This window comes from Mycobacterium angelicum, assembly GCF_002086155.1.
Taxonomy (GTDB): Bacteria; Actinomycetota; Actinomycetes; order Mycobacteriales; family Mycobacteriaceae; genus Mycobacterium; species Mycobacterium angelicum.
The window spans coordinates 249,599-273,672 of the sequence record NZ_MVHE01000001.1 but is presented as its reverse complement, the minus strand read 5'-3'; the positions used below and the strand labels follow the sequence as shown (position 1 = coordinate 273,672).

General features: G+C 67.9%; 21 protein-coding genes. 10 read left to right on the top strand and 11 right to left on the bottom strand.

The annotated features are described in order from the left end of the window. The first annotated feature begins 1 nt into the window (after position 1). From BST12_RS01235 to BST12_RS01210, 6 genes are all read left to right on the top strand, one after another. On the top strand, positions 2-1,198 hold the full coding sequence (locus tag BST12_RS01235) for a 5-(carboxyamino)imidazole ribonucleotide synthase (protein ID WP_083111154.1): 1,197 nt from the start codon (positions 2-4) through the stop codon (positions 1,196-1,198). Next, positions 1,191-1,706, top strand: coding sequence for a 5-(carboxyamino)imidazole ribonucleotide mutase (gene purE / locus BST12_RS01230; RefSeq protein ID WP_083111153.1), 516 nt, complete (start codon positions 1,191-1,193; stop codon positions 1,704-1,706). The genes BST12_RS01235 and purE overlap by 8 nt, the downstream gene beginning before the upstream one ends. A gap of 23 nt (positions 1,707-1,729) precedes the next feature. Continuing rightward, positions 1,730-2,899 carry an acyl-CoA dehydrogenase gene (locus BST12_RS01225; protein WP_083111152.1) on the top strand — a complete coding sequence of 390 codons (1,170 nt, stop codon included), beginning with the start codon at positions 1,730-1,732 and terminating at the stop codon, positions 2,897-2,899. Between the two features lie 223 nt (positions 2,900-3,122). Continuing rightward, the gene (locus tag BST12_RS01220) at positions 3,123-4,298 is read left to right on the top strand and encodes a PP2C family protein-serine/threonine phosphatase (protein ID WP_083111151.1); all 1,176 of its coding nucleotides are present in this window, start codon (positions 3,123-3,125) and stop codon (positions 4,296-4,298) included. Between the two features lie 71 nt (positions 4,299-4,369). Then, positions 4,370-5,893: a sensor histidine kinase gene (locus BST12_RS01215; RefSeq protein ID WP_083111234.1), complete on the top strand. Its 1,524-nt coding sequence runs from the start codon at positions 4,370-4,372 to the stop codon at positions 5,891-5,893. After that, positions 5,868-6,314, top strand: a complete 447-nt coding sequence (locus BST12_RS01210) for a response regulator (protein WP_083111150.1) — start codon at positions 5,868-5,870, stop codon at positions 6,312-6,314. Before BST12_RS01215 ends, BST12_RS01210 begins: the two co-directional genes overlap by 26 nt. Here BST12_RS01210 and BST12_RS01205 read toward each other — a convergent pair. The 3 genes from BST12_RS01205 to BST12_RS01195 form a co-directional block, all read right to left on the bottom strand. Further along, positions 6,281-8,458, bottom strand: coding sequence for a SulP family inorganic anion transporter (locus tag BST12_RS01205; RefSeq protein WP_083111149.1), 2,178 nt, complete (start codon positions 8,456-8,458; stop codon positions 6,281-6,283). The genes BST12_RS01210 and BST12_RS01205 overlap by 34 nt on opposite strands. A gap of 232 nt (positions 8,459-8,690) precedes the next feature. Further along, positions 8,691-9,875, bottom strand: a complete 1,185-nt coding sequence (locus tag BST12_RS01200) for a CoA transferase (RefSeq protein ID WP_083111148.1) — start codon at positions 9,873-9,875, stop codon at positions 8,691-8,693. Next, the gene (locus BST12_RS01195) at positions 9,844-10,815 is read right to left on the bottom strand and encodes a class I SAM-dependent methyltransferase (protein WP_083111147.1); all 972 of its coding nucleotides are present in this window, start codon (positions 10,813-10,815) and stop codon (positions 9,844-9,846) included. The genes BST12_RS01200 and BST12_RS01195 overlap by 32 nt, the downstream gene beginning before the upstream one ends. Positions 10,816-10,946: 131 nt before the next feature. Between BST12_RS01195 and BST12_RS01190 the strand changes: the two genes are divergently transcribed. Beyond that, the gene (locus tag BST12_RS01190; protein WP_083111146.1) at positions 10,947-11,636 is read left to right on the top strand and encodes a cation efflux transmembrane domain-containing protein; all 690 of its coding nucleotides are present in this window, start codon (positions 10,947-10,949) and stop codon (positions 11,634-11,636) included. A 10-nt stretch (positions 11,637-11,646) separates the two neighbouring features. Here BST12_RS01190 and ctpC read toward each other — a convergent pair whose 3' ends face one another. From ctpC to BST12_RS01170, 4 genes are all read right to left on the bottom strand, one after another. After that, a complete protein-coding gene (gene ctpC, locus BST12_RS01185) occupies positions 11,647-13,821 on the bottom strand; it encodes a manganese-exporting P-type ATPase CtpC (protein WP_083111145.1) in 2,175 nt (724 codons plus the stop codon). Between the two features lie 9 nt (positions 13,822-13,830). Further along, positions 13,831-14,112 carry a DUF1490 family protein gene (locus BST12_RS01180; protein ID WP_083111144.1) on the bottom strand — a complete coding sequence of 94 codons (282 nt, stop codon included), beginning with the start codon at positions 14,110-14,112 and terminating at the stop codon, positions 13,831-13,833. A gap of 120 nt (positions 14,113-14,232) precedes the next feature. Further along, a complete protein-coding gene (locus BST12_RS01175; RefSeq protein ID WP_211281182.1) occupies positions 14,233-14,952 on the bottom strand; it encodes a TIGR03089 family protein in 720 nt (239 codons plus the stop codon). Further along, positions 14,940-16,424, bottom strand: a complete 1,485-nt coding sequence (locus tag BST12_RS01170; protein ID WP_372510939.1) for an LCP family protein — start codon at positions 16,422-16,424, stop codon at positions 14,940-14,942. The genes BST12_RS01175 and BST12_RS01170 overlap by 13 nt, the downstream gene beginning before the upstream one ends. Positions 16,425-16,488: 64 nt before the next feature. Between BST12_RS01170 and rfbD the strand changes: the two genes are divergently transcribed. The 3 genes from rfbD to manB are packed head-to-tail and all read left to right on the top strand — an operon-like array spanning position 16,489 to position 19,388. Beyond that, positions 16,489-17,394: a dTDP-4-dehydrorhamnose reductase gene (gene rfbD / locus BST12_RS01165; RefSeq protein ID WP_083111142.1), complete on the top strand. Its 906-nt coding sequence runs from the start codon at positions 16,489-16,491 to the stop codon at positions 17,392-17,394. Continuing rightward, on the top strand, positions 17,387-18,307 hold the full coding sequence (locus BST12_RS01160) for a glycosyltransferase family 2 protein (protein ID WP_083111141.1): 921 nt from the start codon (positions 17,387-17,389) through the stop codon (positions 18,305-18,307). The genes rfbD and BST12_RS01160 overlap by 8 nt, the downstream gene beginning before the upstream one ends. 1 nt (position 18,308) lies before the next feature. Further along, a complete protein-coding gene (manB, locus tag BST12_RS01155) occupies positions 18,309-19,388 on the top strand; it encodes a mannose-1-phosphate guanylyltransferase (protein WP_083111140.1) in 1,080 nt (359 codons plus the stop codon). 67 nt (positions 19,389-19,455) lie between these two features. On the opposite strand, the gene BST12_RS01150 is transcribed toward manB, so the two are convergent. Genes BST12_RS01150 through cofD form a run of 4 tightly spaced genes read right to left on the bottom strand, consistent with a single transcriptional unit; the run spans position 19,456 to position 23,898 of the window. Further along, the gene (locus tag BST12_RS01150) at positions 19,456-19,995 is read right to left on the bottom strand and encodes an NUDIX hydrolase (RefSeq protein ID WP_083111232.1); all 540 of its coding nucleotides are present in this window, start codon (positions 19,993-19,995) and stop codon (positions 19,456-19,458) included. After that, on the bottom strand, positions 19,992-21,563 hold the full coding sequence (locus BST12_RS01145) for an Eco57I restriction-modification methylase domain-containing protein (RefSeq protein ID WP_083111139.1): 1,572 nt from the start codon (positions 21,561-21,563) through the stop codon (positions 19,992-19,994). Before BST12_RS01145 ends, BST12_RS01150 begins: the two co-directional genes overlap by 4 nt. After that, positions 21,560-22,900, bottom strand: coding sequence for a coenzyme F420-0:L-glutamate ligase (locus BST12_RS01140; protein ID WP_083111138.1), 1,341 nt, complete (start codon positions 22,898-22,900; stop codon positions 21,560-21,562). Before BST12_RS01140 ends, BST12_RS01145 begins: the two co-directional genes overlap by 4 nt. Continuing rightward, complete coding sequence (gene cofD, locus BST12_RS01135) at positions 22,897-23,898, bottom strand: 2-phospho-L-lactate transferase (RefSeq protein WP_083111137.1); 1,002 nt, start codon at positions 23,896-23,898, stop codon at positions 22,897-22,899. The genes BST12_RS01140 and cofD overlap by 4 nt, the downstream gene beginning before the upstream one ends. Positions 23,899-24,074 lie beyond the last annotated feature (176 nt).

Sequence of the window (24,074 nt, the reverse complement as noted above, 5' to 3'; positions counted from 1 at the left end):
CATGATGGCCGTGCCGAGTTCACGCACCCCTCTGGTCGCCATGGTCGGCGGCGGTCAACTTGCCAGGATGACCCATCAGGCCGCGATCGCGCTGGGCCAGAACCTGCGCGTGTTGGCTAATGCCGCCGACGAGCCGGCCGCGCTGGTAACCCCGAATGTGGTGATCGGCTCGCACACCGATCTGGACGACCTGCGCAGGGTTGCCGCCGGGGCCGCCGCGCTGACCTTCGACCACGAGCACGTTCCGGCCGAGCTGCTCGAGAAGCTGGTCGCCGAGGGCGTCAACGTGCTCCCGCCGCCGCAGGCGCTGATTCACGCCCAGGACAAGCTCGTCATGCGGCGCCGGCTGGAGGCCCTCGGTGCCCCGGTGCCGCGTTACGCCGCCATAGAGAGCCTCGACGAGCTGGACGATTTCGCAGCACGTATCGATGCGGCTTTGGTGGTCAAGGCCGCGCGCGGCGGTTACGACGGCCGCGGCGTGCGAATGGCAAGTGACTTGGCCCACGCTCGCGAGGTCGTCGGGGACTATCTGGCGGGCGGGGTGCCCGTGCTGGTCGAGGAGCGGGTGCCGCTGCGTCGCGAGCTTTCGGCGTTGGTGGCGCGCTCGCCGTTCGGCCAGGGTGCGGCGTGGCCGGTGGTGGAGACGGTGCAGCGCGACGGCATCTGCGTGCAGGTGATCGCACCGGCTCCGGAGCTTTCTGCGGACAAGGCGGCGGCTGCCCAGCGGTTGGCGTTGCGGTTGGCGGCCGAACTCGGCGTGGTCGGGGTGCTCGCGGTTGAGCTGTTCGAGACTCCGGACGGCGCGCTGCTGGTGAACGAACTCGCGATGCGACCGCACAACTCCGGGCACTGGACCATGGACGGGTCGCGGACCAGCCAGTTCGAGCAGCACTTACGCGCGGTGCTGGACTATCCGCTCGGCGACACCGACGCCATCGCGCCGGTAACGGTGATGGCCAACGTGCTGGGCGCCGCCGAGCAGCCGGCGATGTCCGTCGACGAGCGGCTGCACCACCTTTTCGCGCGGATGCCCGATGCCCGGGTGCACCTGTACGCCAAGGCCGAGCGCCCGGGCCGCAAGGTCGGACACATCAACTTCGTCGGCGACGACCTGACTAAGCTGCGGGAACGCGCCGAGTTGGCGGCGCACTGGTTGTCATGTGGGCAATGGTCGGACGGATGGGAAGTGCATGGGTAAACCCGCCAGGGTCGGGGTGATCATGGGCAGCGACAGTGACTGGTCGGTGATGGCCGACGCGGCCACGGCGCTGGCCGAGTTCGACATCCCGCATGAGGTCCGGGTCGTCTCGGCGCATCGCACCCCCGCCGTCATGTTCGATTACGCCCGCAACGCCGCCGAGCGCGGCATCGAGGTGATCATCGCCGGTGCCGGCGGTGCCGCGCACCTGCCCGGAATGGTCGCCTCGGCGACGCCGCTGCCGGTGATCGGGGTGCCCGTGCCGCTGGCGCGTCTCGACGGCCTGGATTCGCTGCTGTCGATCGTGCAGATGCCGGCCGGCGTCCCGGTGGCCACGGTGTCGATCGGCGGCGCCCGCAATGCCGGCCTGCTGGCGGTGCGGATGCTGGGATCGTCGGACCCGGAACTGCGGGCCCGGATGGTGGCGTTCCAAGATCAGCTGGCCGAGACAGTGGCGGCCAAGGATGCGGCGTTACAGCAGCTGCACGGTAAAGTTACCGGCGAGTAGCAAGGAAACTAGGAGGCCGAGAGATGGCTGGATGGGCCGGAAATCCGTCGTTCGATCTGTTCCAATTGCCCGAGGAGCACCAGGAGTTGCGGGCCGCGATCCGGGCGCTGGCGGAAAAGGAGATCGCCCCGCACGCCGCCGATGTCGACGAGAACTCCCGGTTCCCGCAAGAGGCGCTGGACGCGCTGAACGCGTCGGGCTTCAACGCGGTGCACGTGCCTGAGGAGTACGGCGGCCAGGGCGCGGACTCGGTTGCGGCCTGCATCGTCATCGAAGAGGTCGCCCGCGTCGATGCCTCGGCCTCGTTGATCCCCGCGGTGAACAAGCTCGGCACCATGGGCCTGATCCTGCGTGGCTCCGACGACCTGAAGAAGCAGGTGCTGCCGCAGGTCGCCGACGGCACCGCGATGGCTTCCTATGCGCTGAGCGAGCGTGAGGCGGGCTCGGACGCGGCGTCCATGCGTACCCGCGCGAAGGCCGAGGGCGACGAGTGGATTCTCAACGGCGCCAAATGCTGGATCACCAACGGCGGCAAGTCATCCTGGTACACCGTGATGGCCGTAACCGACCCCGACAAGGGCGCCAACGGCATCTCGGCGTTCATGGTGCACAAGGACGACGAGGGCTTCGTCGTCGGACCCAAGGAACGCAAGCTGGGCATCAAGGGGTCGCCCACTACCGAGTTGTATTTCGAGAACTGCCGGATCCCCGGCGACCGGATCATCGGGGAACCGGGCACCGGCTTCAAGACGGCGCTGGCCACGCTCGACCACACCCGTCCCACCATCGGTGCTCAGGCCGTCGGCATCGCCCAGGGCGCGCTGGACGCCGCGATCGCCTACACCAAGGACCGCAAGCAGTTCGCGCAGTCGATCAGCAGTTTCCAGGCGGTGCAGTTCATGATCGCCGACATGGCGATGAAGGTGGAGTCCGCCAGGTTGATGGTCTACTCCGCCGCCGCCCGCGCCGAGCGCGGGGAAGGAAACCTCGGCTTCATCTCCGCTGCGTCGAAGTGTTTGGCCTCCGACGTGGCCATGGAAGTCACCACCGACGCCGTCCAGCTGTTCGGCGGTGCCGGCTACACCGTCGACTTCCCGGTCGAGCGGATGATGCGCGACGCCAAGATCACCCAGATCTACGAGGGCACCAATCAGATCCAGCGCGTGGTGATGTCGCGGGCGTTGCTACGCTGACGTTTACTGGCTGTAAGCAGTTTCCTCAACTGTCCGAAAAGATCAGCCCCACCGCATACGATCCACATCAGGCTTTAGGACGAAGGCCACGCGGTCGGCAGCCAGTTCGGGGTGGAAACAGCAACGCGTGGGGTTAAAGCCTGCTGCCCAGGGGGTGTGAGGTGAGGCATATAGGCCTGGGTGCGCCCCCTTTTGCGGCCCCTTTTGGCAAGGGGACGTGACCATGCTCGGGCCGACGGCGACGTGGCAGTCGTTGTCGTTGCTGTTGGTCGAGGACGATCGGGCCGATGCGGTGCTGGTCGAGGACTTGGTCGCCGACGCCGCCGCCGACACGAAGGTGGTCTGGGCGCAGTCGATGGCGCACGCCGAGCGCGAGCTGGCCGCCGCCCGCCCCGACTGTGTGCTGCTTGATCTGCACCTGCCCGACGCCAACGGGTTCGACGCGCTGGACCGTATCGCCAGCTACGACCCCACCGTCCCGATAGTGGTGCTGACCGGACTGAACGACGAATACTTCGGTGCTTCGGCGGTCGCGGCCGGCGCCCAGGACTATCTGGTCAAGGGTCGCGTCGAGCCCGAGATGCTGCGGCGCGCGCTGCTGTATGCGATCGAACGCAAACGCGCCGAACTCATCGCCGCCGACCTGCACGCCAGCCAGATCCGCGCCCGGGAGAACGCGCTGCTGGAACGCGGACTGCTGCCGTCGCCGCTGCTGCTCGACAACCCAGGTGTCGACATCGTGGCCCGATACCGGCCCAGTCGCGAAGACGCGTTGCTGTGCGGGGATTTCTATGACGTCGTCCAGGCGGCCGATCAAGTCGTGCATGTGCTGATCGGCGACGTCGCCGGGCACGGGCCCAACGAGGCGGCCCTGGGCGCTGCCCTGCGAATCGCTTGGCGCGCACTGACATTGGCCGGTGTGCGGGGTAACGAGCTGATGCGGCAGCTGGAGCGGATCCTGCGCGCCGAACGCAGCGGTACCGGAATCTTCGCGACGGTGATCAGCCTGGCGATCCATGCCGACAGCCCACGAATGACGGCTGTGCGCGCCGGCCATCCGGGGATGCTGGTGCACGGCCCGGACAGCGTGGAGTGGCTCGAACCGCCGGCCGGTCCGGCGCTGGGCCTGCATGCCGACGACTGGCCGCACACCGAGTTGGAGTTGCCGGCCGGGCATGGGCTGCTGCTGCTCACCGACGGACTCTTCGAGGGATATTCGGGGCGGGCAAACGAGCGCCTGGGTGAGGACGGGCTGCTCGCGCTGGCCCGCACGCACGTGGCCTTGCCCGGCCCGGAATTCGTCGACGCCCTCATCGACGGAGCCCAACGGCTCGCGCAGGCGCGCGGCGGGCTCACCGATGACATCGCCGTGCTGCGTGTCGAGCGGACCGCGGGGTGAGCGCATTTTTCCGCACGCTGCGGGGGGTCGAGCTCACCGTACGGGGATGGCAAGCCCTGGTGCTGTCGGTGATGGGCGTGGTCGTGCTCGCCGGCGCGTTCGCGGGTGCGGTGTTGCTCAATCGCACCGATGAGCTGTCGCGCGGGCTGCGCGATGACCTCCAGCCCTCGCGGGTGTTGGCCAGTCGATTACAGTCCGCGCTGCGCGACCAGGAGACCGGGGTCAGGGGTTACCTGATCGCCGCCGATCCGCAGTTCCTCACCCCGTACTACGACGGGCAACGTGCCGAGCAGGCGGCGGCCGCCGAAATGCGGCAGCGACTGAGTCACCGGCCCGACCTGCTCGCCGATCTGGACGAGATCGAAACGGTCGCCGCCGCCTGGCGGACCAGCTTCGCCGAGCCCGTCATCGCAAGCGTGATCCCGGATTCACCCACGGTGGTGGGCGGCGAGCTGGTGGCACGCGGCAAAGCCCAATTCGACCATTTGCGTAGGCTTTTCGAGGAGCAGAACGCGCGGCTGGATGCGGCGCGAGACCGTGCCGCCCACGACCTGGAACGCATGGATGACTGGCGCGACCGGGTGCTGGGCTCGATGGTGCTGGTGTTCATCGTGACCGCGGCGCTGTTGGGTCTGTTGGTTCGGCGCGCGGTCACCAAGCCGCTGGCTGCGCTGGCCGGGGCCTGCCAGCGCATCACCGAAGGCAATTTCGGCGAACGAATCACGCCGCCCCGCAGGCCCAAGGACATCCGGGCCATGGCCGTCGACGTGGAGAACATGCGGCAGCGGATCGTGCAAGAGCTGGAAACCTCGCGCGAGGCCCGAGAACTGTTGGACGAGCAGGCAATCGAATTGCGGCGGTCCAACGCCGAACTCGAGCAGTTCGCGTATGTGGCATCTCACGATCTGCAGGAGCCGCTGCGCAAGGTCGCCTCCTTCTGCCAGCTGCTGGAGAAGCGGTACGGCGACCAACTCGACGAGCGGGGTCTGGAGTACATCGGTTTCGCGGTCGACGGAGCCAAGCGCATGCAGGTGCTGATCAACGACCTGCTCAGCTTCTCCAGGGTAGGGCGTCTGGGCGCCAAGTACACCGAGGTCAACCTCGACACAGCGCTGGATACCGCGGTGGCCAACCTCGATGCCGCCATCGAGGAATCGGGTGCGCAGGTGGTGCACGGTCAGCGGCTCCCGCAGGTGATGGGGGACCCGACCTTGCTGACGATGCTGTGGCAGAACCTGATTGGCAATGCCGTGAAGTTCCGGCACAAAGATCGCCCGCCCCGCATCGTCATCGACTGTCAGCGCGGCAACGCCGATCGCGACGGGCTCTGGTTGATCAGTGTGTCCGACAACGGCATCGGCATCGGACACGAGTTCGTCGACAAGGTCTTCATCATCTTCCAGCGCCTGCACGGGCGGGAGACCTACAGCGGCACCGGCCTGGGTCTGGCCTTGTGCAAGAAGATCGTTGAGAACCACGGCGGCCACATCTGGATCGACACGTCCTACACCGATGGGACCCGGTTCGAATTCACGCTTCCCACTGCTTTACCGGAGGAGGAGCCCAGACATGACAGCGCCCGGTCGCGCAATTGACATCCTGCTCGTCGAAGACGACCCGGGAGACGAGCTCATCACGCGAGAAGCGTTCGAGCACAACAAGCTCAACAACAGGCTGCATGTCGCGCGGGACGGGGAGGAGGGGCTGAATTACCTGTACAAGCGCGGTTCCTATGAGCACGCACCGCGTCCGGACCTGATCCTGCTCGACTTGAACCTGCCGAAATACGATGGCCGGCAGCTACTTCAGAAGATCAAGTCGGATCCCGACCTCAGCCGCATCCCGGTGGTGGTGTTGACTACCTCCTCGGCCGAGGAGGACATTCTGCGCAGCTACAAGCTGCACGCCAACGCCTACGTCACCAAACCGGTCGACCTGGACCAGTTCATGAATGCGGTGCGCCAGATCGACGAGTTCTTCCTTCAGGTCGTCCGGCTGCCAACCAGCCCGTCCTGATTCACCTCGTGCACGTGCACGGTCGCGAAATCGAAGAACATGCCGACCACCTGTACCGCACCGGACGCCACCGCGGGCGCCAGAATGTCATGCCGGGCAAGCCTTTCCACTTGGACGGCCACGTTCACGATCGCCAGCCGGTCCACTTCGTTGAAGCCGTTGGCGCTTTCCAGCGCCGGATGGTGATCCAGGTATGCGGTCAGGCTCTCGCCGGCGTGTTCGAGCCACCGGCTCATGGGACCCAGCCTTGCCGTGTTGTCCAGCAGCGCCTTCATCGCGCGGCACGACGAATGTCCGCACACCACAACGGAAGTGACGCCGAGCTGGTTGACCGCGAAGTCGAGTGCGGCGTCCACTGAGCGTTCGCCGGGATCGATCGGGACCAGGTTGCCCACGTTGCGGACGATGTAGAGGTCACCGGGCCGGCTGGCGGTGATGACGTCCGGCAGGATCCGGGAGTCGGCACAGGTGAGGAACACTGTGTCGGGGTTTGTCGGATCGATCAGCTCGGGCACATGATGATGCAGCGCACCGTTGCGGTGGTATTCCTTGACCCCGTGCAGGATTGAGCCGTCGGCCTCGTCGCCGTTGTTGTCGCGCCGGGACGGCCAGGGCGCCTCCCGCAGCGACCGGGACGTGAAGTGACGCTTCGGCGGGCTGCTGTGCGCGCTGACCAGATTGGCCGGTGACGTCTCGTTGATGGTCACCGTTGCGCCGGTGGCCTCGTGGCTGGTCTTCCAATCGGAGATCGCCTCGGAAACGGAGTGGTCGATGTAGTCCGCGTTCAGGTTCACCGTGACATCCGAGCCCTTCGGCAGCGTGGAAAGCACGTTGGTCAGCCGGGGCAGCAGCAAGAAGCTCAGGGTGCCGTCGATGTCGACCCGCCACTGCTTGGCCTCTGCGCCCACCGGCTTGGCCTCGATGGGTGCGCGCACCACCCGGATCAACAGGAACGCGATCGCGATGGCAAGACCTATCGCCACGCCCTCCAGCAGATTCAGGAACACCACGCACACGATGGTGACGGCGTAGATCACGAAATTGCCGGTGCGCCAGGCGAGTTTGATGTGGGCCAGCTTGATGAGCTGGACACCGATGACGATGAGCAGGCCGGCCAGGGCGGCCTTGGGGATGAGTTCGACCAGGTTGGTGAATAGCGACGCGAACAGCAACACCCAGACGCCGTGCAGGATCGCCGACATCCGGGTGCGTGCGCCGGCGGCCACGTTGGCCGAGCTGCGCACGATGACGCCGGTGATCGGCAGGCCGCCAAGGAAGCCGGACAACATGTTGGCGCTGCCCTGTCCGATCATCTCCCGGTTGAAGTTGGTGCGCGGACCGTTGTGCAGTTTGTCGACACCAACCGCGCACAGCAGCGACTCGACACTGGCGATCAGCGCGATGGTGAGAACCCCGATGACGATCGCGCTGATCTCCTGACTCCACGGCTGGCCTCCAGGAGTCTTGTCGGCGATGTGGGGCAGGGTGATGGCGTCGAAGAAGTTGCCGGACAGGTTGATGCGCTCCACGTCGAGTCCGACGAACTTGGCCAGCGCGGTGGCCGCCACGATGGCCACCAGGGCGCCGGGAATCATGCGCACCTTGGGCGGCAGCTTCGACCACAGCAACAGGATGACGATCACCGTTCCGCCGACGATCACTTCATGTAGTTCGTGATGCAGGATGCCGTTGGGCAACGCCACGATGTTCTGCCACGCCGAGCTGCGCGACGTACCGCCGACCAGCACGTGAATCTGCTGCAGCGCGATCGTGATGCCGATGCCGGCAAGCATGGCGTGCACCACGACCGGAGCGATAGCAAGTGCGGCACGAGCCATCCGGCTGACGCCGAACAGGATCTGCAGCGCGCCCGCCGCGATGGTCATCAGGCACAGCATCTGCCAGCCCAGCTGGTCGATCAGCCCGGCGACGACCACGGTTAGGCCAGCCGCAGGACCGCTGACCTGGACCGATGACCCACCGAGCGTCCCCGCGACGATGCCACCGACCACCGCGGCGATCAGTCCGGCGATCAGCGGTGCCCCCGAGGCGATCGCGATGCCCAGCGAAAGGGGCAGTGCGACAAGGAAGACCACGAGCGACGCGGGAAAGTCATGCCGCAGGTTCGTGACAGCGGTGCTCATCTTTGGACTCCTCGGAGCCGGGTCGGATGCTCTTCTGCGGAGATCGGCTTGCGTGTCAATCAAGTGTCCACCGAGCGTCGGAAGGGAGATAGGCCTCATTTTTGAGCCGCCAATGCATGTTGGCCGCAAAAGTCATATGAGGAAATCCTCCGTGCTGGATTCGGCCATCCGGCGAACCCAGCGGCAATTCATGGCCAATTCAAAGAATAACCATGCGGTTAAGGCGAGAAATTCAGGATTCGACCAGAAACGCGTCATTGTGCTGGCCGGCCGCCGGCGGGGGGTCGGTGACCGCAGCGCTGAAGCTGGAGTAACGCGCCGGGGTACGAATCACCGTGATCGCATCATCGCCGCTGCCCACCTCAAGCGCGAGGTCGTTCTCGGCGAACAGCGGGGTCGCCACCACCTGCTTCCAGGTGTAGGCCAGGCAGGCCATCAGACCGCCTTCGTGCAGCAGCTCAACCCATTCGGCCGCGGTCTTGGCCGCCAGGGCCGACTCCAGTTCTTCGGTCAACTCCGGGTAATTCAGCGCCCGGGCCCGCTGGTCGCTGAATCGCTCGTCTTTCAGCAGGTCGGGGCGGCCGATGATCTCACAGAGCTTCGCCCAGTGTTTGGGCACATAGGCGCTGATGACCAGGTAGCCGTCGGCGGCCCGGAACGCGTCTGACGGTTGAGTGGCGAAGCCAACGCTCTTGCGCCCCTTGGGTTTTGGCGGACCGACCGGCTTGGGCTGGTCGGCGCTCGGCCGGTTGAGGTGCATGGTCAGCTGGTTGGCCTGCAGGCTGACCGCGACGTCGTACATGGCGACCCGGACGATGTCGGCCACCCCGTGGCGCTCGCGGTTGAGCAGCGCGGCCAGCACCGCCTGGGCCAGCACGTGGCCGCTGGCGTTGTCGACCAGCTGGAACGGAATGATCTGCGGTTTGCCGTCCGGCGTGGGCATCCCGGTGGTCATGCCGGCCTCGGCAGCCACCATCAGGTCCACGCCCGGCCGGCTGCCGTGCGGGCCGTTGCCGCCGTAGGCCGACAGGCGGGCATAGATCAGCTTCGGGTTGCGGGCGCGCAGCTCGCCGGGGCCCAGGCCCATGCGCTCCATCACGCCGGGCCGAAATCCCTCCAGCACCACGTCGGCGGTGTCGGCCAGCCGCAGGATCTGCTGTTTGGCCGCATCGGTGGTCAGATCCACCGCGACCGATTTCTTGCCCCGGTTGTTGGGCAGGAAGTAGGTGGCCAGCGGCGGCCGTCCGGGCAGCACCGAGGTGATCTGGCGCGCCGCTTCGCCGCCGGGCGCTTCGATCTTGATGACTTCGGCGCCGAGGTCGGCCAGGATCTGTCCGGCCAGCGGCCCGGCCACATTCTGGGTGAAGTCGAGTACCCGAAACCCGTCAAGTGGCTTGGCGGCGTTGTCGTTCGGCATGTGGGTCGGCCTTTCCTGTACCTGCTGTGCAGAAGTAGTTCTCGGCGAAGAGGGCTTCCTCGGCGCTGGCGCCGACGGCGGCATGCGGGCGAAATCCGTTGTCCACCAACAGTTTATTTATCGGGGTGCGCTGCACCCGCCAGCCCCGGTCGGCCAGGTAGGTGGCCACGTCGTTGCGTGCACCGGGGAAACCCAGCTCTTGAATGCTGATGTCGAGTCCGTGGTCATACCAGCGTTGGTAGATGGCGTCGAAGAGCTCCCGGCTGGCCGGTGCGCTGAAAAAGACCTCGGCGATCAACTGGCTGCCGTCGGCACTGAGCTCGGTGATGCTGTCCAGCAGCCGGTCCTGCGCTTGCGGCGGCAGGTAGCCGAAAAGTCCCTCGGCGGCCCAGGCGGTGGGTCGGCCGGTGTCGAACCCGGCCTGGCGCAGCGCGGCGGGCCAGTCGTGACGCAGATCGACCGGCACGCCGCGGACGTCGGCCATGGGGGCAGCACCGAGACCGGCCAGCGTGGCGGTCTTGAATTCGACGACTTTAGGTACGTCGATCTCGAAGACCGTCGTCCCGGCCGCCCACGGCAGCCGGTATCCACGCGCATCCAGACCCGCGGCCAGCAGCACCACTTGGCGGATGCCGTCTTGCCGGGCCCCTTGTTGGCACTGGGCGAAGAACGCGTCGATGAAGCGGGTGCGGGCGGCCTGCTGATCGGTCATGCGCTGCATGCCCCAGGGCGCATCGGCGATGTCGACGTCGGCGGAATCCAGTTCACCGCTGGCCCACCGGATGAAGAAGTCGATGCCGACCGCGCGGACCAACGGCTCGGCGAACGGGTCGTCGATCAGGGCAGCTCGGTTGGCGCGGGCGCGTCCGGCGGCAACCATGGTGGCAGTGGCGCCCACGCTGGACGCGATGTCCCAGGTGTCGTTGTCGGTGCGCCCCATTGCGATCCCCTCGACGGTTACTGCTTAGACAGATTAACCACACCAGGTACCCGCTTCCTGACGGCTCTCCGCCGCACCGCCTGAGCTGGCGTAACGGGCACCCGGGCGGACTTGCCTTTAACATCGTCGGGATGGAATCCGGGATTGAGACGGCCACCGCGGCCACCGCGTGCTGTGACCATTCGGCGACCGAGGCTCCGGCTCCGCCGGCGCGGGACGCCGTTTGGCACCGCAATGCGCGCTGGGCGCATCGGCTGGCCTGGCTCAGTCTGGCCGTCATGCTCTCCGAGGGAGTGATCGGCATCTGGCAGGGCCTGGCGGTCGGCTCGGTGGCGTTGACCGGCTGGGCGCTCGGCGGCGGGGCCGAGGCACTGGCCAGCGCCATGGTGGTGTGGCGGTTCAGTGGCGAACGCACGCTGTCCGAGCATGCCGAGCAGCGCGCCCAGCGCGGCGTCGCGGTGTCGTTCTGGCTCACCGCGCCCTACATCGCCGCCGAATCGATCCGTTACCTGGTCAACGAGCATCACGCCGAAACCTCGGTGATCGGCATCGCCCTGACCGCCGGCGCGCTGGTGCTGATGCCGATCCTGGGCCGGGTCAAGCACGGGCTCGCCATGCGGCTGGGTTCGGCGGCGACCAAAGGCGAAGGCACGCAGAACTATCTGTGTGCCGCCCAGGCCGGTGCGGTGCTGGTCGGCCTGGCGGTCACCGCGTGCTGGTCCGGCGGCTGGTGGGTTGACCCGGCAATCGGGCTGGGCATCGCCGGCTTCGCGATCTGGCAGGGCGTGCGGGCCTGGCGTGGCCTCGACTGCGGCTGCTGAACGCTGAACCTCAATCCAGGCGATAGCGGATCAGCCGGGAACTGTTGGCCACCACCGCCACCGACGAGGCGTTGTGCAGGATCGCGGCCAGCACCGGAGACAGCGCGCCACCGGCGCCGATCAACAAGCCGGCGGCGTTGACCGCAATCGACATGCCGTAGTTCTCCCGAATGACGTCCACCGCGCGCGACCCCAGGTCCCGCACGTCGAGCAGACGATGCAGGTCGTCGTTGGCCAGCGCCACATCGGCGGTTTCGACCGCGACGTCGGTTCCGGCCAGGCCCATGGCGATGCCGATGTCGGCCGCGGCCAGTGCGGGCGCGTCGTTGATGCCGTCGCCGACCATCCCGACGACATACCCGTCGTCCTGTAGCTCGCGCACCACTTCGAGCTTGTCCTCGGGCATGACCTCGGCGCGCCATTCGTCGATGCCCAGTTCCTCGGCGACGACCTTGGCGATGTCGGGATGGTCGCCGGTGAGCATGACGATGCGGCGAACCCCGCTGGCACGCAGCTGGGTGAGCACCTCGGCGGCCTCGGGCCGCACCTCGTCGCGCAGGCTGATCAGGCCCACCAGCGTGCCGTCCACGGCCAGCAGCAGCGGAGTCTCGGCCTCGGCCCGCAACCGGTCGACCCACTCCTGGGCCTTCTTGGTGACCTTGACCTTCTCCGAGCGCAGCAGCGACGGGCTGCCCAGCAGCAGGGTGCGCCCGTCGGCCCAGGTGCGCATGCCCAGTCCGACGAGGACTTCGCATTCCTCGTGCGGCGGGATGCTGATGTGGCGCTCCTCGGTCGAGCGGATCACCGCTTCGGCCAGCGGGTGCCGGGAGTGGATCTCCGAGCTGGCGGCGTAGGCCAGCACCTGCTCCGGCTCCCAATCCTTGTGCATGGCAACGATATTGGTGACTATCGGGCGCCCGACGGTCAGCGTTCCGGTCTTGTCGAACACGATCGCGTCGACCCGGCCCGCCTGTTCGAGGTGGGATCCGCCCTTGATCAGGATGCCGCGCCGCGCGCCGTTGCCGATCGCGGCGCTGATCGCGGTCGGTGTGGACAGGCCCACCGCGCACGGGCAGGCGATCAGGAGCATGGTCATCGCCCGCCGAACGTCGCCGGTGAGCAACAGCGTGATGCCCGAGACGATGAACGACGTGGGCACGAAGCGGCGGGAGAAGTTCTCGCCGACGGTTTGGATCGGTGCCCGATCGTGTTGCGCCTCTTCGACTCTGGTGATGATGCGTCCGATCGTGGTCTGGTTGCCGACGGCCTTGGCGCGCACCACCAGCCGCCCGCGCTCGACCACCGAGCCGGCGTGGACGTGGGCTCCGACGGCGACGCTGACCGGCAGGTTCTCCCCGGTGATCGCGGACTGGTTGACCACCGCCTCGCCCTCGACCACCTCACCGTCGACCGGGAGGGCGACGTGGTCGTGGATCACCACCTCGTCGCCGATCTGCACGGTGTCGATCGGGACCTGTACTTCGGTGCCATCGGCCAGGCGGATCCAGGCCGTGTCCTGGCTGCCGCGCAGCAACTCCGAGATGGCCCGCCGCGTCCGGCGCAGCGTCAGATCCTGCAGGTACTCCCCGATGTTGAGCAGCCACAGCACGGTCAGCGCGACCACGTTCTCGCGCAGGATGAGGCTGGCCACGGTCGCCGCCGAGACCAGCGCGTCGGTGCCGAGCTTGCCGGATCCCACCGAGCGCAGGGCGCCGCGCAGGAACGGGTAGCCGGTGAAGATGGTGACGCCGGTGGCCACCAGCCGGCCGCTCGGACCCAGCAGCGGCGGCCGGGCGAACACATAGCGGCGCACCCCGAGTAGGGCCAGCGCCGCGCCGCCGATGACCATGCGCAGCACGTCGGTGTTGCGGATCTCCGACGAATGCGGCGCGCGCGCCGGGATCAGTTCGGCCGCAACATGTGCGGCCGAACTGATGGCCTGCAATACCTCCGAGCGGTCGCAGCGCTTGGGTGAATACCAGACGACAACGGAGCCGGTGCGCGGGTAGGCGTGCACGGCGCGCACGCCGTTCTGCTTGGCGACGGCTTCCTCCACCGCCACCGCGCGCCGGGAGTTGGCGCGTACCCAGTCCACCAGAACCCGCATGCGCCCGGCCGCATCGGAAACCACCAGCAGAGTGGGGTCATCGGCCGGCGCGACCTCTTTGACAATCGCGAGGGTCATGAGCAGCGATCAGTGGTCGTGGTCGTGGACTTCGCTGACGGCAGGGGTGGGCGCCTCCTCGCCGATGCGCTCGCGGGCTTCGGCCACCACGTCGGCGATCTTGAGCCGGGCGGACTCGGCGGCTTCCTCGGCCTTGCGGGTGCCGCGCAGGCTCAGCTCTGCGGCCGATACGGCGGTCTCGCGCAACGGTGCCTTCTTTGCGGCCTTGCGCAACACCTCGTACGCAGTGACCCCGGCCAATCCGGTGATCACCGTTGTTGCCGCCTTCGCCAAGAGCACCTGCACCGCCATTGCCCAAACCTTCCTCTGTGGTTGATTGCTTTCCGTCGACGCTAACATCGAAATATCGCGATATCAACATGTATTGCCGGTTCGGTGGCACAGGCCCATTGGGGGCGCGCTGGAAGTGCACTAGAAGGTGCGGGTGACCTTTTCCGTATCGGTCTTGCGTTGCAGGCTGTTTGGGTCGGGGTTGGCCACGTAGACCAGTGAGGCGCCGACGGCCAGCACCGCCAATAGGCCGTCCACCAACTCCTCGGGCGTGGCCCAGGACGCACTGGAAAGGACGCGGTCCTGCGGCGTCAAACCCTTTGCCGTGGCGGCTGATTCGCAGTCGGCCAGGATCTGTTCGGCAGACCGGCCAGCCAGCGCCGGGCCGGGATTCCGTTCGGGGATCATCTGGTCGCCGTGCACCCGCACCGCCGTCGCATAGTCGGTGACCCCGATGGGGAGGTCGGGCACCGCCTTGCCGAACGGGTCCAGCGACAGCACCGCGACTTCACCGCCGAGGCCCACCGCGGCGTCGGCCTCCGCCAACCTCTCGGCCGTGCACAAGGCGATATCGGCGGCACCGTCCAGCACCGCCTCGGCACCGATCCACCACACGCCGAACAGCACCGCGGCCGTCTGCCAATGCGCCGGCAACAAGATCGCGACCCGGCTGGCCGGCCCGGCGCCTAGCTCGTCGCGCAGCAGGTTTGCGGTCTTGGCGGCCCAGTTGGCCAGGGTCACGGCCGACAGTTCGATGCGCTCGCCGGTCGCATCGTCGTAGTAGGTGATGCGCGGGCCGACCGGATCCGTGCGCAGCATCGGATCCAGGATCGCCCCGGCGAGCGTGTTCAGTTGATGCACTCGGGTTTGTCGGCGCCGGCGGTCAGGATCGGCGACGGCGGGGGAGCGGTGTCAGAGCCGTTGTTGGAGCCGGCGTTGGACGCGCGGGCCGGGGCCACTTGGCCGTTCATGCCGGCGCCGTCGAGTCCGGAGCCCGGACCGGTGTAGTCGTTGGCCAGCACCACCCGCACCGACCCTGCCGGCAGCGACGCATCGGCCACCACCGGCAACCCGCCGAGCTGCTTGGCGACCTCCTGTGCGCCCAGGTCGTCGGTCTTGGCGACGCGCACCTGGCTCTTCTTGACGTGGGCGGCGTCGTTATTGCCCACGTCGCCAGAAGCAAACCCCTTGGCGGACAGCACGTTCGACACCGCGGCCGCCAGTCCGTTGATGTCGGTGTCGTTGGCCACGTTCACCGTGGTCTTGGCGGGCGTGTAGGCCAGCTCGTCGGTTTTGCCCTCGGACTGCTCATGCAGCAGGCCGGCCACCCAGTCCTGAACCTGATGCGGATCCACCCGCACCACACTTTGCATGCCGTCGTCGCTCCAGCCGGAGCCGTCGAGCACCGGAATGGTGGCGAACGCCACATTGCCGCCGGACAGCTGCTGCAACTGCTTGACGAAGTCCAACAGGTCCCATCCTGCGGAGATCACCACCGAGCGCTGCACGGCCTGTTCCAGGCGCTTGAGGGTGGCCGGGCTGGACAGCGTCTTTCCGGAGATGACCCGGTGGGCCAGCGACGCCATCACCACCTGCTGGCGCACCACCCGGTCCAGGTCGCCGCGTGGCAGGTCGTGCCGCTGGCGCACGAAGCTGAGCGCCTGCGGGCCGTTGAGCTTCTGGCGTCCCGCGGGGAAGTCCGCGCCCGAAAGTGGTTCGTATACAGCGTCTTTGAGGCACACGTCGACGCCGCCGAGCGCGTCGGCGATCAGCGCGAAGCCGAGAAGGCCGATCTCGGCGTAGTGGTCGACGGTGACGCCGGTGAGGTCGGCGACCGTCTTGATCAGGGCGGTGCGTCCGGCCTCGGTGCCGGCAGCCGCGGCTTCGGCGGCCGAGGCGCCCGCCTGCACCAGGCTGGTTCGCTTGATCTCTCTGGTTTGACCGTAGACGCCGTTGATCTTGGTCTTGCCCAGGCCGGGGGCGGCGACGTAGGAGTCGCGTGGAATGGAGATCGCCGTCGCGGATCTCCCGTTGTTGGGGATGCGGATCAGGATGATCGTGTCGGTGTTGGTCGCTTCTTCATCGCCGGCCCGCAGTGTCGCCAGTTCCTCGGCGGTCAACGGATTGCCGTGCGCGTCGGTCCGGCTGTCCAGGCCCACCAGCAGAATGTCGATCGCGCCGTCGTCGGCGCCGTGGCCCAGCGAAGGCGAGGACATGTGGAAGATGCCGTCCTCGAAGGAGCGCACGTTGGTCCATGCGAGTCCGGTGCCGATGACGATCACGACGGCCAGCGCGGTTGCGACCACACGAGTCACACGTTGAACAGGCATCACTGTAGGTTACTTGTGTCACAGCCGCTTTCCGGGTAGCGGAACTCGGCGTGCCAGACTCGAACGCATGTCGGGCAGGCTTGTGATCACCGGTGCCGGCGGCCAGTTGGGTCGCCATTTGTCGGCGCTGGCCGCCCGTAGCGGGCGCGACGTGCTGGCCAGGACCTCCTCGGAGTGGGACATCACCGACCCGGACGCCGCCGCGGCGAACATCCGAACCGGCGATGTGGTGGTCAATTGCGCGGCCTACACCAACGTCGACGGCGCCGAAAGCGACGAATCGCGAGCCTACGCGGTCAACGCCACCGGGCCGGAGCACCTGGCCAGGGCCTGTGCCGGCGTCGGCGCCCGGTTACTGCATGTCTCCACCGATTATGTGTTCAACGGCGACTTCGGTGCGGCGCCGCCGCGGCCCTATGAACCCACCGATGCCACCGCACCGCAGGGCGTGTACGCGCGCAGCAAACTGGCAGGTGAGCAGGCGGTATTGGCAGCGCTGCCGCAGGCCGTCGTGGTGCGCACCGCCTGGGTGTACACCGGCGGTGCCGGCAACGATTTCGTCGCCGTCATGCAGCGGCTGGCCGGCAAAGACGACCCGATCGATGTGGTGAACGACCAAACCGGCTCGCCCACCTACGTCGGCGACCTGGCGGCCGGGCTGCTGCAGCTGACCGACACCGATATCCAGGGCCGCGTGCTGCACGCCGCCAACGAGGGCGCCGTCTCCCGGTTCGACCAGGCCCGCGCGGTTTTCGAAGAAAGCGGCGCCGACCCGCAGCGGGTGCGGCCCGTGTCCAGCACCCGATTTCCCCGGCCCGCGCCGCGGCCGAGCTATTCGGCGCTATCCGGTAAGTCGTGGGCCGCTGCCGGCTTGACGCCGCTAAGGCCCTGGCGCCCTGCACTTGTCGCGGCGCTCGCGGCGGCTTCGTCGCGAGACGGGTCTGATGGACCGGTACCCTCTACGCGTGGCTGACGTCCTGCCGGTCGTAGCGGTGACCTACTCGCCGGGCCCGCACCTAGAGCGGTTCCTGGCCTCGTTGTCGCTGGCCACCGAGCGGCCGGTGAGCGTTCTACTGGCCGATAACGGCTCCACCGACGGAACACCGGAGGCCGCCGTCGAGCGCTACCCCAACGTGCGGTTGCTGCCGACCGGAGCCAACCTCGGCTACGGCACGGCGGTGAATCGCACGGTGGCCCAGCTTTCCGACCGGCTTTCCGGGGCCGACCCGGATAGCGGGGCCTGGCTCGATGACTGGGTGATCGTGGCCAACCCGGACGTGCAGTGGGGTCCGGGCAGTATCGACGCCCTGCTGGACGCGGCCGCGCGCTGGCCGCACGCGGGCGCGCTGGGACCGCTGATTCGCGATCCAGACGGTTCGGTGTACCCGTCGGCGCGGCATCTGCCCAGCCTGGTCCGCGGCAGCATGCACGCGGTGCTCGGCCCGCTGTGGCCGAACAATCCATGGACGGCGGCTTATCGGCAGGAGCGCCTGGAACCCAGCGAACGGCCCGTGGGCTGGCTGTCGGGTTCCTGTCTGCTGGTGCGCCGCTCGGCGTTCAACCAGATCGGTGGCTTCGACGAGCGGTACTTCATGTATATGGAGGACGTCGACCTCGGCGACAGGCTGGGCAAGGCCGGCTGGCTGTCGGTGTATGTGCCTTCGGCCGAGGTACTGCACCACAAGGGACATTCGACGGGCCGCGACCCGGCAAGTCATTTGGCCGCACATCACCGGAGTACCTATATCTTCCTGGCGGACCGCCACGCTGGTTGGTGGCGCGCCCCGCTGCGCTGGGTGCTGCGGGTTTCGCTGGCGGTGCGCTCCCGGCTGATGGTGCGCAGCTCGCGCCGGAGACTGCTGAAACTGGGAGAAGGGCGGCACTGAGGTGGTACCCAGCCAAGTCGATGCGGTGGTTCTGGTCGGCGGCAAGGGCACCCGGCTGCGGCCGCTGACCCTGTCGGCGCCCAAGCCGATGCTGCCGACGGCCGGCCTGCCGTTTCTCACCCACCTACTGTCGCGCATTGCGGCGGCGGGCATCGAGCACGTCGTGCTGGGCACGTCGTATCGGGCCGAGGTGTTCGAAGCGGAGTTCGGCGACGGCTCCAAGCTGGGTCTGCAGATCGAGTATGTGACGGAGGAAACTCCGCTGGGGACCGGCGGCGGGATCGCCAACGTGGCCGAAAAGCTGCGTCACGACACCGTGATGGTGTTCAACGGCGACGTGCTCTCCGGTGCCGACCTGGGCCAGTTGCTGGAGTTCCACGAGTCGCACCACTCCGATGTCACGCTGCACCTGGTGCGGGTCGGCGACCCGCGGGCATTCGGCTGTGTGCCCACCGACGACGCCGGCCGCGTCACGGCGTTTCTGGAAAAGACACAGGATCCGCCGACCGACCAGATCAACGCCGGTTGCTATGTCTTTCGCCGCGAGATCATCGACCGCATCCCGCGCGGCCGTGAGGTATCGGTCGAACGCGAGGTATTCCCCAGTCTGCTCTCGGCCCACGACGTGAAGGTGTGCGGCTATGTCGACTCCACGTATTGGCGCGACATGGGCACCCCGGAAGACTTCGTTCGCGGATCGTCGGATCTGGTGCGCGGCATCGCGCCGTCACCGGCACTGCACGGTCACCGCGGCGAGCAGCTGGTGCACGACGGCGCGGCGGTGTCTCCCGGCGCGGTGCTCATCGGCGGCACGGTCGTCGGGCGCGGTGCCGAGATCGGCCCCGGCGTCCGGCTCGACGGCGCAGTCATCTTCGACGGCGTCAAGATCGAGGCCGGCAGTGTGATCGAGCGCTCGATCATCGGCTTCGGCGTCCGTATCGGTCCGCGGGCGCTGATCCGCGACGGCGTGATCGGCGACGGCGCCGACATCGGAGCACGCTGCGAATTGCTGCGTGGCGCCCGGGTGTGGCCGGGCGTCTCCATTCCCGACGGCGGAATCCGGTATTCGTCCGACGTGTGAGCCCTCGCGAGCGGCTCGCTCGAGCGTGAAACTGGCTTCACGCTCGATGCCCAACGTGAAGCTGGCTTCACGCTCGTCGCAGCGCGCGGGCGACTAAGTACTCCAGCGCATAGTCGGTGCCGGGTGGCAGGGCGTCGGCGGGCCACCACCGAAGGTCGTCGGACTCGTCGCTGATCGCGATCTGCGCGCCGGCCGGCGCGTGTGCGACGAACTGCATGTCCAGATGCCGCGTCGGCACGCCCAGCGAGCAGGTGACCGGATGGACGTGAAGTGCCGCCAGCTCGGGGTCGATACGCAATCCGGTGATCCCGGATTCCTCGGTGGCTTCGCGCAGTGCGGCGGCGACGATGTCGTCGTCACCCTCGTCGCAATGCCCACCGAGCTGTACCCATCGGCCGACGCGCGGGTGCAGCGTGAGCAGCACCCGTGAGCCGCTGTCGTCGAGAACCAGCGCCGAGGCGGTGATGTGGCCGGCTTCGCATTCGCGCCGGCAGGCGTCGGCCCGGGCCAGCACGAAGGCCAGCGCGGCATGCCGCAATGAGTCCTGCGCCGGGTCCGCGGGCTGCCAGTCGGTCAACGTGGCGATCACCGAGTCGCGCGGGCTCACCGGGATCCCCGCTTGGTCCGGCGATCGCGCAGCGCCGTCCACGCCGCCCGGCAACCCGCCACCACATCCGCAGACCAGCCGAGTCGGTCGATCAGCACTCGCCGGTCGACCAGATCGAGGGCCTTTTCGATCTCGTTGGCTTTCAAGAGCAGATCGACGTCGACGGCCAATTCGGCGTCGGCGGCCGCCGGTGCGGGGATGGGCAGCTGCTCGGCCTCGCGGGGCTCAAGCTCCAACACGCCGCCGCCGTAGCTGCGGCCCATGATCTCGGCGAAGGCGAACGTCGCGCTGTTGTGGAATACCGCCGCCAGCGCGGCCGCATTGATCCCCGGCTGGATCCGGACCCGATGGACGGTGTCGGTGCTGGTGGCCGCCGCGGCGTTGACCGTCAGCCGCGGTGCCCGGTGAATCTGGCGCAGCATGAACAGATCCGGAATCCACAGCGACGGCGTGGTCCACCACGGCCTGCGGATCGAGCATTTGTAGCCCAGATGTACGCCGGCTTGTTCGCCGGTGTCGATGTGCGCGACGAGGGCGGCGTCGGCCGGCGCGGGTGGCGCGTTGAGCAGCCAGGTTCGATGCTGGGCGGCGACATCGCCGGCCCGGCAATCCATGTCGTACACCAGGCCGGACAGTTGGGCGCTGCGCGAGACCAGCGGGACACAGTGTTGTTGCAGTCCGAGTTCGCTGGCTTGCGCGTCGGTGAAGGTGAAGAAGCTGTTGCGGCCGGTGACGATGCCGACATCCACCTCGGCCACCCGGCCCAGCCGGGTGAGGGCTTCGGATTGTTTGAGTGTTCGCAGCAGCCGGATGTGTGCGGGGTCAAGGAAGTACTTGGTCCACTTCTCGTTCTCGTGCAGCAGCGCGCGGGCGGGCTCTACGTCGAGGTCCGCCGCGTCGAGGGCGCCGGCGTCGGGTAGCGCGACGGTGCGGATCTGCGCGGGCCCGGCACCCACCACACCGCAGAACAACACGACCTCCTGCAGGATGCCGTCGAACAGCAGTCGCTGGAAGCTCAGCAGGGTGATCTCGGCGAACCGGCTCAGCAGAAACTCGCGCAATTGTGCGGCGTAGCTGACCTGAAGCAACTCGGCGGGAAGCACCAGACCCAGCCGTCCGCCGTCGCGCACCAGGGCGGTGCTCGCCACGACGAAGGGGACCCATGCGTTGGTCAACTTGGTGGGCCGCAGCCCGTGGCGCCGCATGAGTTCCAAAGCGGGAGCGCGGTGTTCGGCCGCCCAGTTCCCGAAGCGAATGTAGGGCGGGTTGCCCGCGACACCGTCCCAGCGCTGCGGGCCGCCGAGCCAGGTGAACAGGTCGGCGTTGTCGACGGGTGCGAACTGTCGTGCCTTGGCCGCTTCGGTTGCGACGAGTTCGACGCCGTGCGCCTGGTCGGTGCGGGCGGCCAGCTCGCGCAGGATCGCGCCGTCGCCGCAGGAGGGTTCCAGGATCCGCGGACCGGCCTGCCGGACCCAGCCGGCCAGGAAGCGGGCCACCGCGGCCGGCGTGTAGTAACCGCCGCGGATTTTGTCGGCCGATGCCGCTGCCTTGCCCGCGAAGGTCGTCATTTGCGCAGCAGCAGCTCGGTGGCCGGTACCGGGTCGCGCAACCCGGTCGGCTCGGACGGGTAGCCGATCGCAATGGCGCCCAACGGTTCCCAATCGGCGGGCAGGTCCAGCTCTTCGCGGACCAGGTCGGCGGCAAAGATCGTCGATCCGATCCAGCAACTGCCCAGCCCGCGCACCGCCAGCGCGACCAGCAGCGCCTGCACGGCCGCTCCGACCGCGACCGTGAACATGGTGCGCTCGGCGTCGGTGCGCGCCGCATCGGGATAGGAGTGCGCGCCGTCGGGCACCAGGAAGGGGATGACGACTTCGGGCGCGTCATAAAGGATTTGGCCGCGGGCAACGCGTCGCTCGACGGAGTCGGCGGGCCTGCCGTCGCCGGCCAGATCGGCGCGCCACTTGTCTTTCATCCGGTCGAGCAACCGCGCGCGCAGGGCGTGCGTCTGTAGCCACACGAACCGCACCGGTCGGGTGTGGTGGGGGGCCGGTGCGGTGAGTGCGTCGGCGACGGCGGATTCGACGAGATCGGCGGGGACCGGTTCGTCGCTGAATCGGCGCACTGAGCGGCGCAACAGCTGGGCCTGCCGGCGGCCGAGGTCGATGGCCTCGGCCGTGCCGAGCCAGAACAGGTCTTCGGCCCCGGGACGCAGCAGCTGCCGTGCCGTCGAGCCGTCATCGGTCAGCTTCAGCCCACGTACCACGGCGACCGGCATCGCGGTCAGCTTGCCTTTGACCAGATCGGCCGCGGCCGCGATCTCGTCGGCGACCGCGACCTCGGTCACCACCAACTCGTTGCCGTGGCGATCGACGGCGCCCGAATAGTTGTGCAGCACAGTCAAACCCGACGAGCCCACGGCGGCGTCGATCTGCCCGTTGCGCCAGGCGCGGCCCATGGTGTCGGTGATGAGCACCGCGACGGTGACACCGAGCCGCTCGCGCAAACCGGCGCGCAGCGCCGCGGCACTGGCGTCGGGGTCGACTGGCAGCAGGGCCAGTTCGGAGCGCCCGACGTTGGATCCGTCCACCCCGGCGGCCGCCTGAACCAGCCCCAGCCGGCTCTCGGTGATCAGCGTGCGGCCCTTGCGTGCCAGCACCCGCACCGCCTCGTCTTCGACCAGCTTGCGGCGCAACTGGTCTCGTGCTTCTTCGTCTTCGGGAGCGGGCACCAGCCGGCCCTCGCACTTGGACACCACCTTGCTGGTGACCACCACGACATCGCCGTCGCGCAGCCACGGCGCGGCCTCGGCGATGGCAACGCTGAGCTCGTCGCCGGGACGGAATTCGGGAAGCCCGGCCACCGGCAGGATCTCGATCGGCGCGGCAGAACCGTGCTCGGTCACGGTGTCACGCCCGCAAGCTCCAGCCCGGCGCGAACCATCTGCGCGGTTGCCTTCGGGTCGCTCATGATCAGCGGGATCGCTGCCACCGTCACGCCGTCGATTTCGGCTTCGGAAGCCGACACGTCGCCCTCGTGCACCAACCAGTAGTCCAGTATCCCGGTGGTGCTTCGGCCGCCGTAGTGCCGGCCCACCGCCGCCGCGGTGGAACCCACTCCGATGACCGCCAGGCACGCATCGGCCATGCCGCGCAATGGTTTTCCACCGATGATCGGCGAGTAGCCGACGACCGGGGCGGTGGCCGCCCGCAGCGCGGCGCGGATACCGGGGACGGCCAGGATGGCGCCGACGCTGACCACCGGGTTCGACGGTGCCAGCATGATCACGTCGGCGTCGGCGATGGCTGACACCACTTCGGTTGTCGCACTGGCCTTTTCGGCGCCGACGAAGGCAAAGCTGTGGGTGGGTAGCTGCGCGCGATAGCGTACCCACCACTCCTGGAAGTGGATCGCGCGGGGGGCGTCTTCGACGGGATCGGTGACCACCACGTGGGTCTCGCAACGGTCGTCGCTGGCGGGCAGCAACCGCGCGCCCGGTTGCCAGCGGTCGCACAGGGCCGTGGTGATCTGCGACAGCGGGTAGCCGGCCCGCAGCATCTGAGTACGCACCAGGTGGGTGGCCAGATCGCGATCGCCGAGGCCGAACCAATCGGGCTGCATGCCGTAGCGCGCGAGTTCCTCTTTGGCGTGCCAGGTTTCGTCACGATGTCCCCAGCCGCGCACCGGGTCGACACCGCCGCCGAGGGTGTACATGCAGGTGTCCAGATCGGGGCAGACCCGCACGCCGTGGATCCAGGCGTCATCACCGATGTTGACGACAGCGGTTAGTTCGTGGCCCGAGTCCTCATCGGGTATGGCAAACTGGCCGAGGCCGAGCAGCTGCTGGACTCCGAGCAGGAAGCGCGCGCCGCCGACTCCACCGACCAGAACGGTGACCTTCACATCGCAGGACAGTACCTGCCCGCGATGCTGCACCTGCCTGCCGTGGGGGGACCCGGGCGAACGCCAGTGTGAGGAGGGGCATAAGACACGCCGTGGGCCTTCGACAACGGAAACGCCGAAATTTAGTCACGAGATGATATGGAAATGCCGCGGAGTGCTTGACCCGATAGATGAAC

Bases quoted from the DNA above. Each gene is read 5' to 3' on its own strand.
- BST12_RS01235 (WP_083111154.1), top strand. From the start codon at position 2: ATGATGGCCGTGCCGAGTTCACGCACCCCTCTGGTCGCCATGGTCGGC.
- purE (WP_083111153.1), top strand. From the start codon at position 1,191: ATGGGTAAACCCGCCAGGGTCGGGGTGATCATGGGCAGCGACAGTGAC.
- BST12_RS01225 (WP_083111152.1), top strand. From the start codon at position 1,730: ATGGCTGGATGGGCCGGAAATCCGTCGTTCGATCTGTTCCAATTGCCC.
- BST12_RS01220 (WP_083111151.1), top strand. From the start codon at position 3,123: ATGCTCGGGCCGACGGCGACGTGGCAGTCGTTGTCGTTGCTGTTGGTC.
- BST12_RS01215 (WP_083111234.1), top strand. From the start codon at position 4,370: ATGGGCGTGGTCGTGCTCGCCGGCGCGTTCGCGGGTGCGGTGTTGCTC.
- BST12_RS01210 (WP_083111150.1), top strand. From the start codon at position 5,868: ATGACAGCGCCCGGTCGCGCAATTGACATCCTGCTCGTCGAAGACGAC.
- BST12_RS01205 (WP_083111149.1), bottom strand. From the start codon at position 8,458: ATGAGCACCGCTGTCACGAACCTGCGGCATGACTTTCCCGCGTCGCTC.
- BST12_RS01200 (WP_083111148.1), bottom strand. From the start codon at position 9,875: ATGCCGAACGACAACGCCGCCAAGCCACTTGACGGGTTTCGGGTACTC.
- BST12_RS01195 (WP_083111147.1), bottom strand. From the start codon at position 10,815: ATGGGGCGCACCGACAACGACACCTGGGACATCGCGTCCAGCGTGGGC.
- BST12_RS01190 (WP_083111146.1), top strand. From the start codon at position 10,947: ATGGAATCCGGGATTGAGACGGCCACCGCGGCCACCGCGTGCTGTGAC.
- ctpC (WP_083111145.1), bottom strand. From the start codon at position 13,821: ATGACCCTCGCGATTGTCAAAGAGGTCGCGCCGGCCGATGACCCCACT.
- BST12_RS01180 (WP_083111144.1), bottom strand. From the start codon at position 14,112: ATGGCGGTGCAGGTGCTCTTGGCGAAGGCGGCAACAACGGTGATCACC.
- rfbD (WP_083111142.1), top strand. From the start codon at position 16,489: ATGTCGGGCAGGCTTGTGATCACCGGTGCCGGCGGCCAGTTGGGTCGC.
- BST12_RS01145 (WP_083111139.1), bottom strand. From the start codon at position 21,563: ATGACGACCTTCGCGGGCAAGGCAGCGGCATCGGCCGACAAAATCCGC.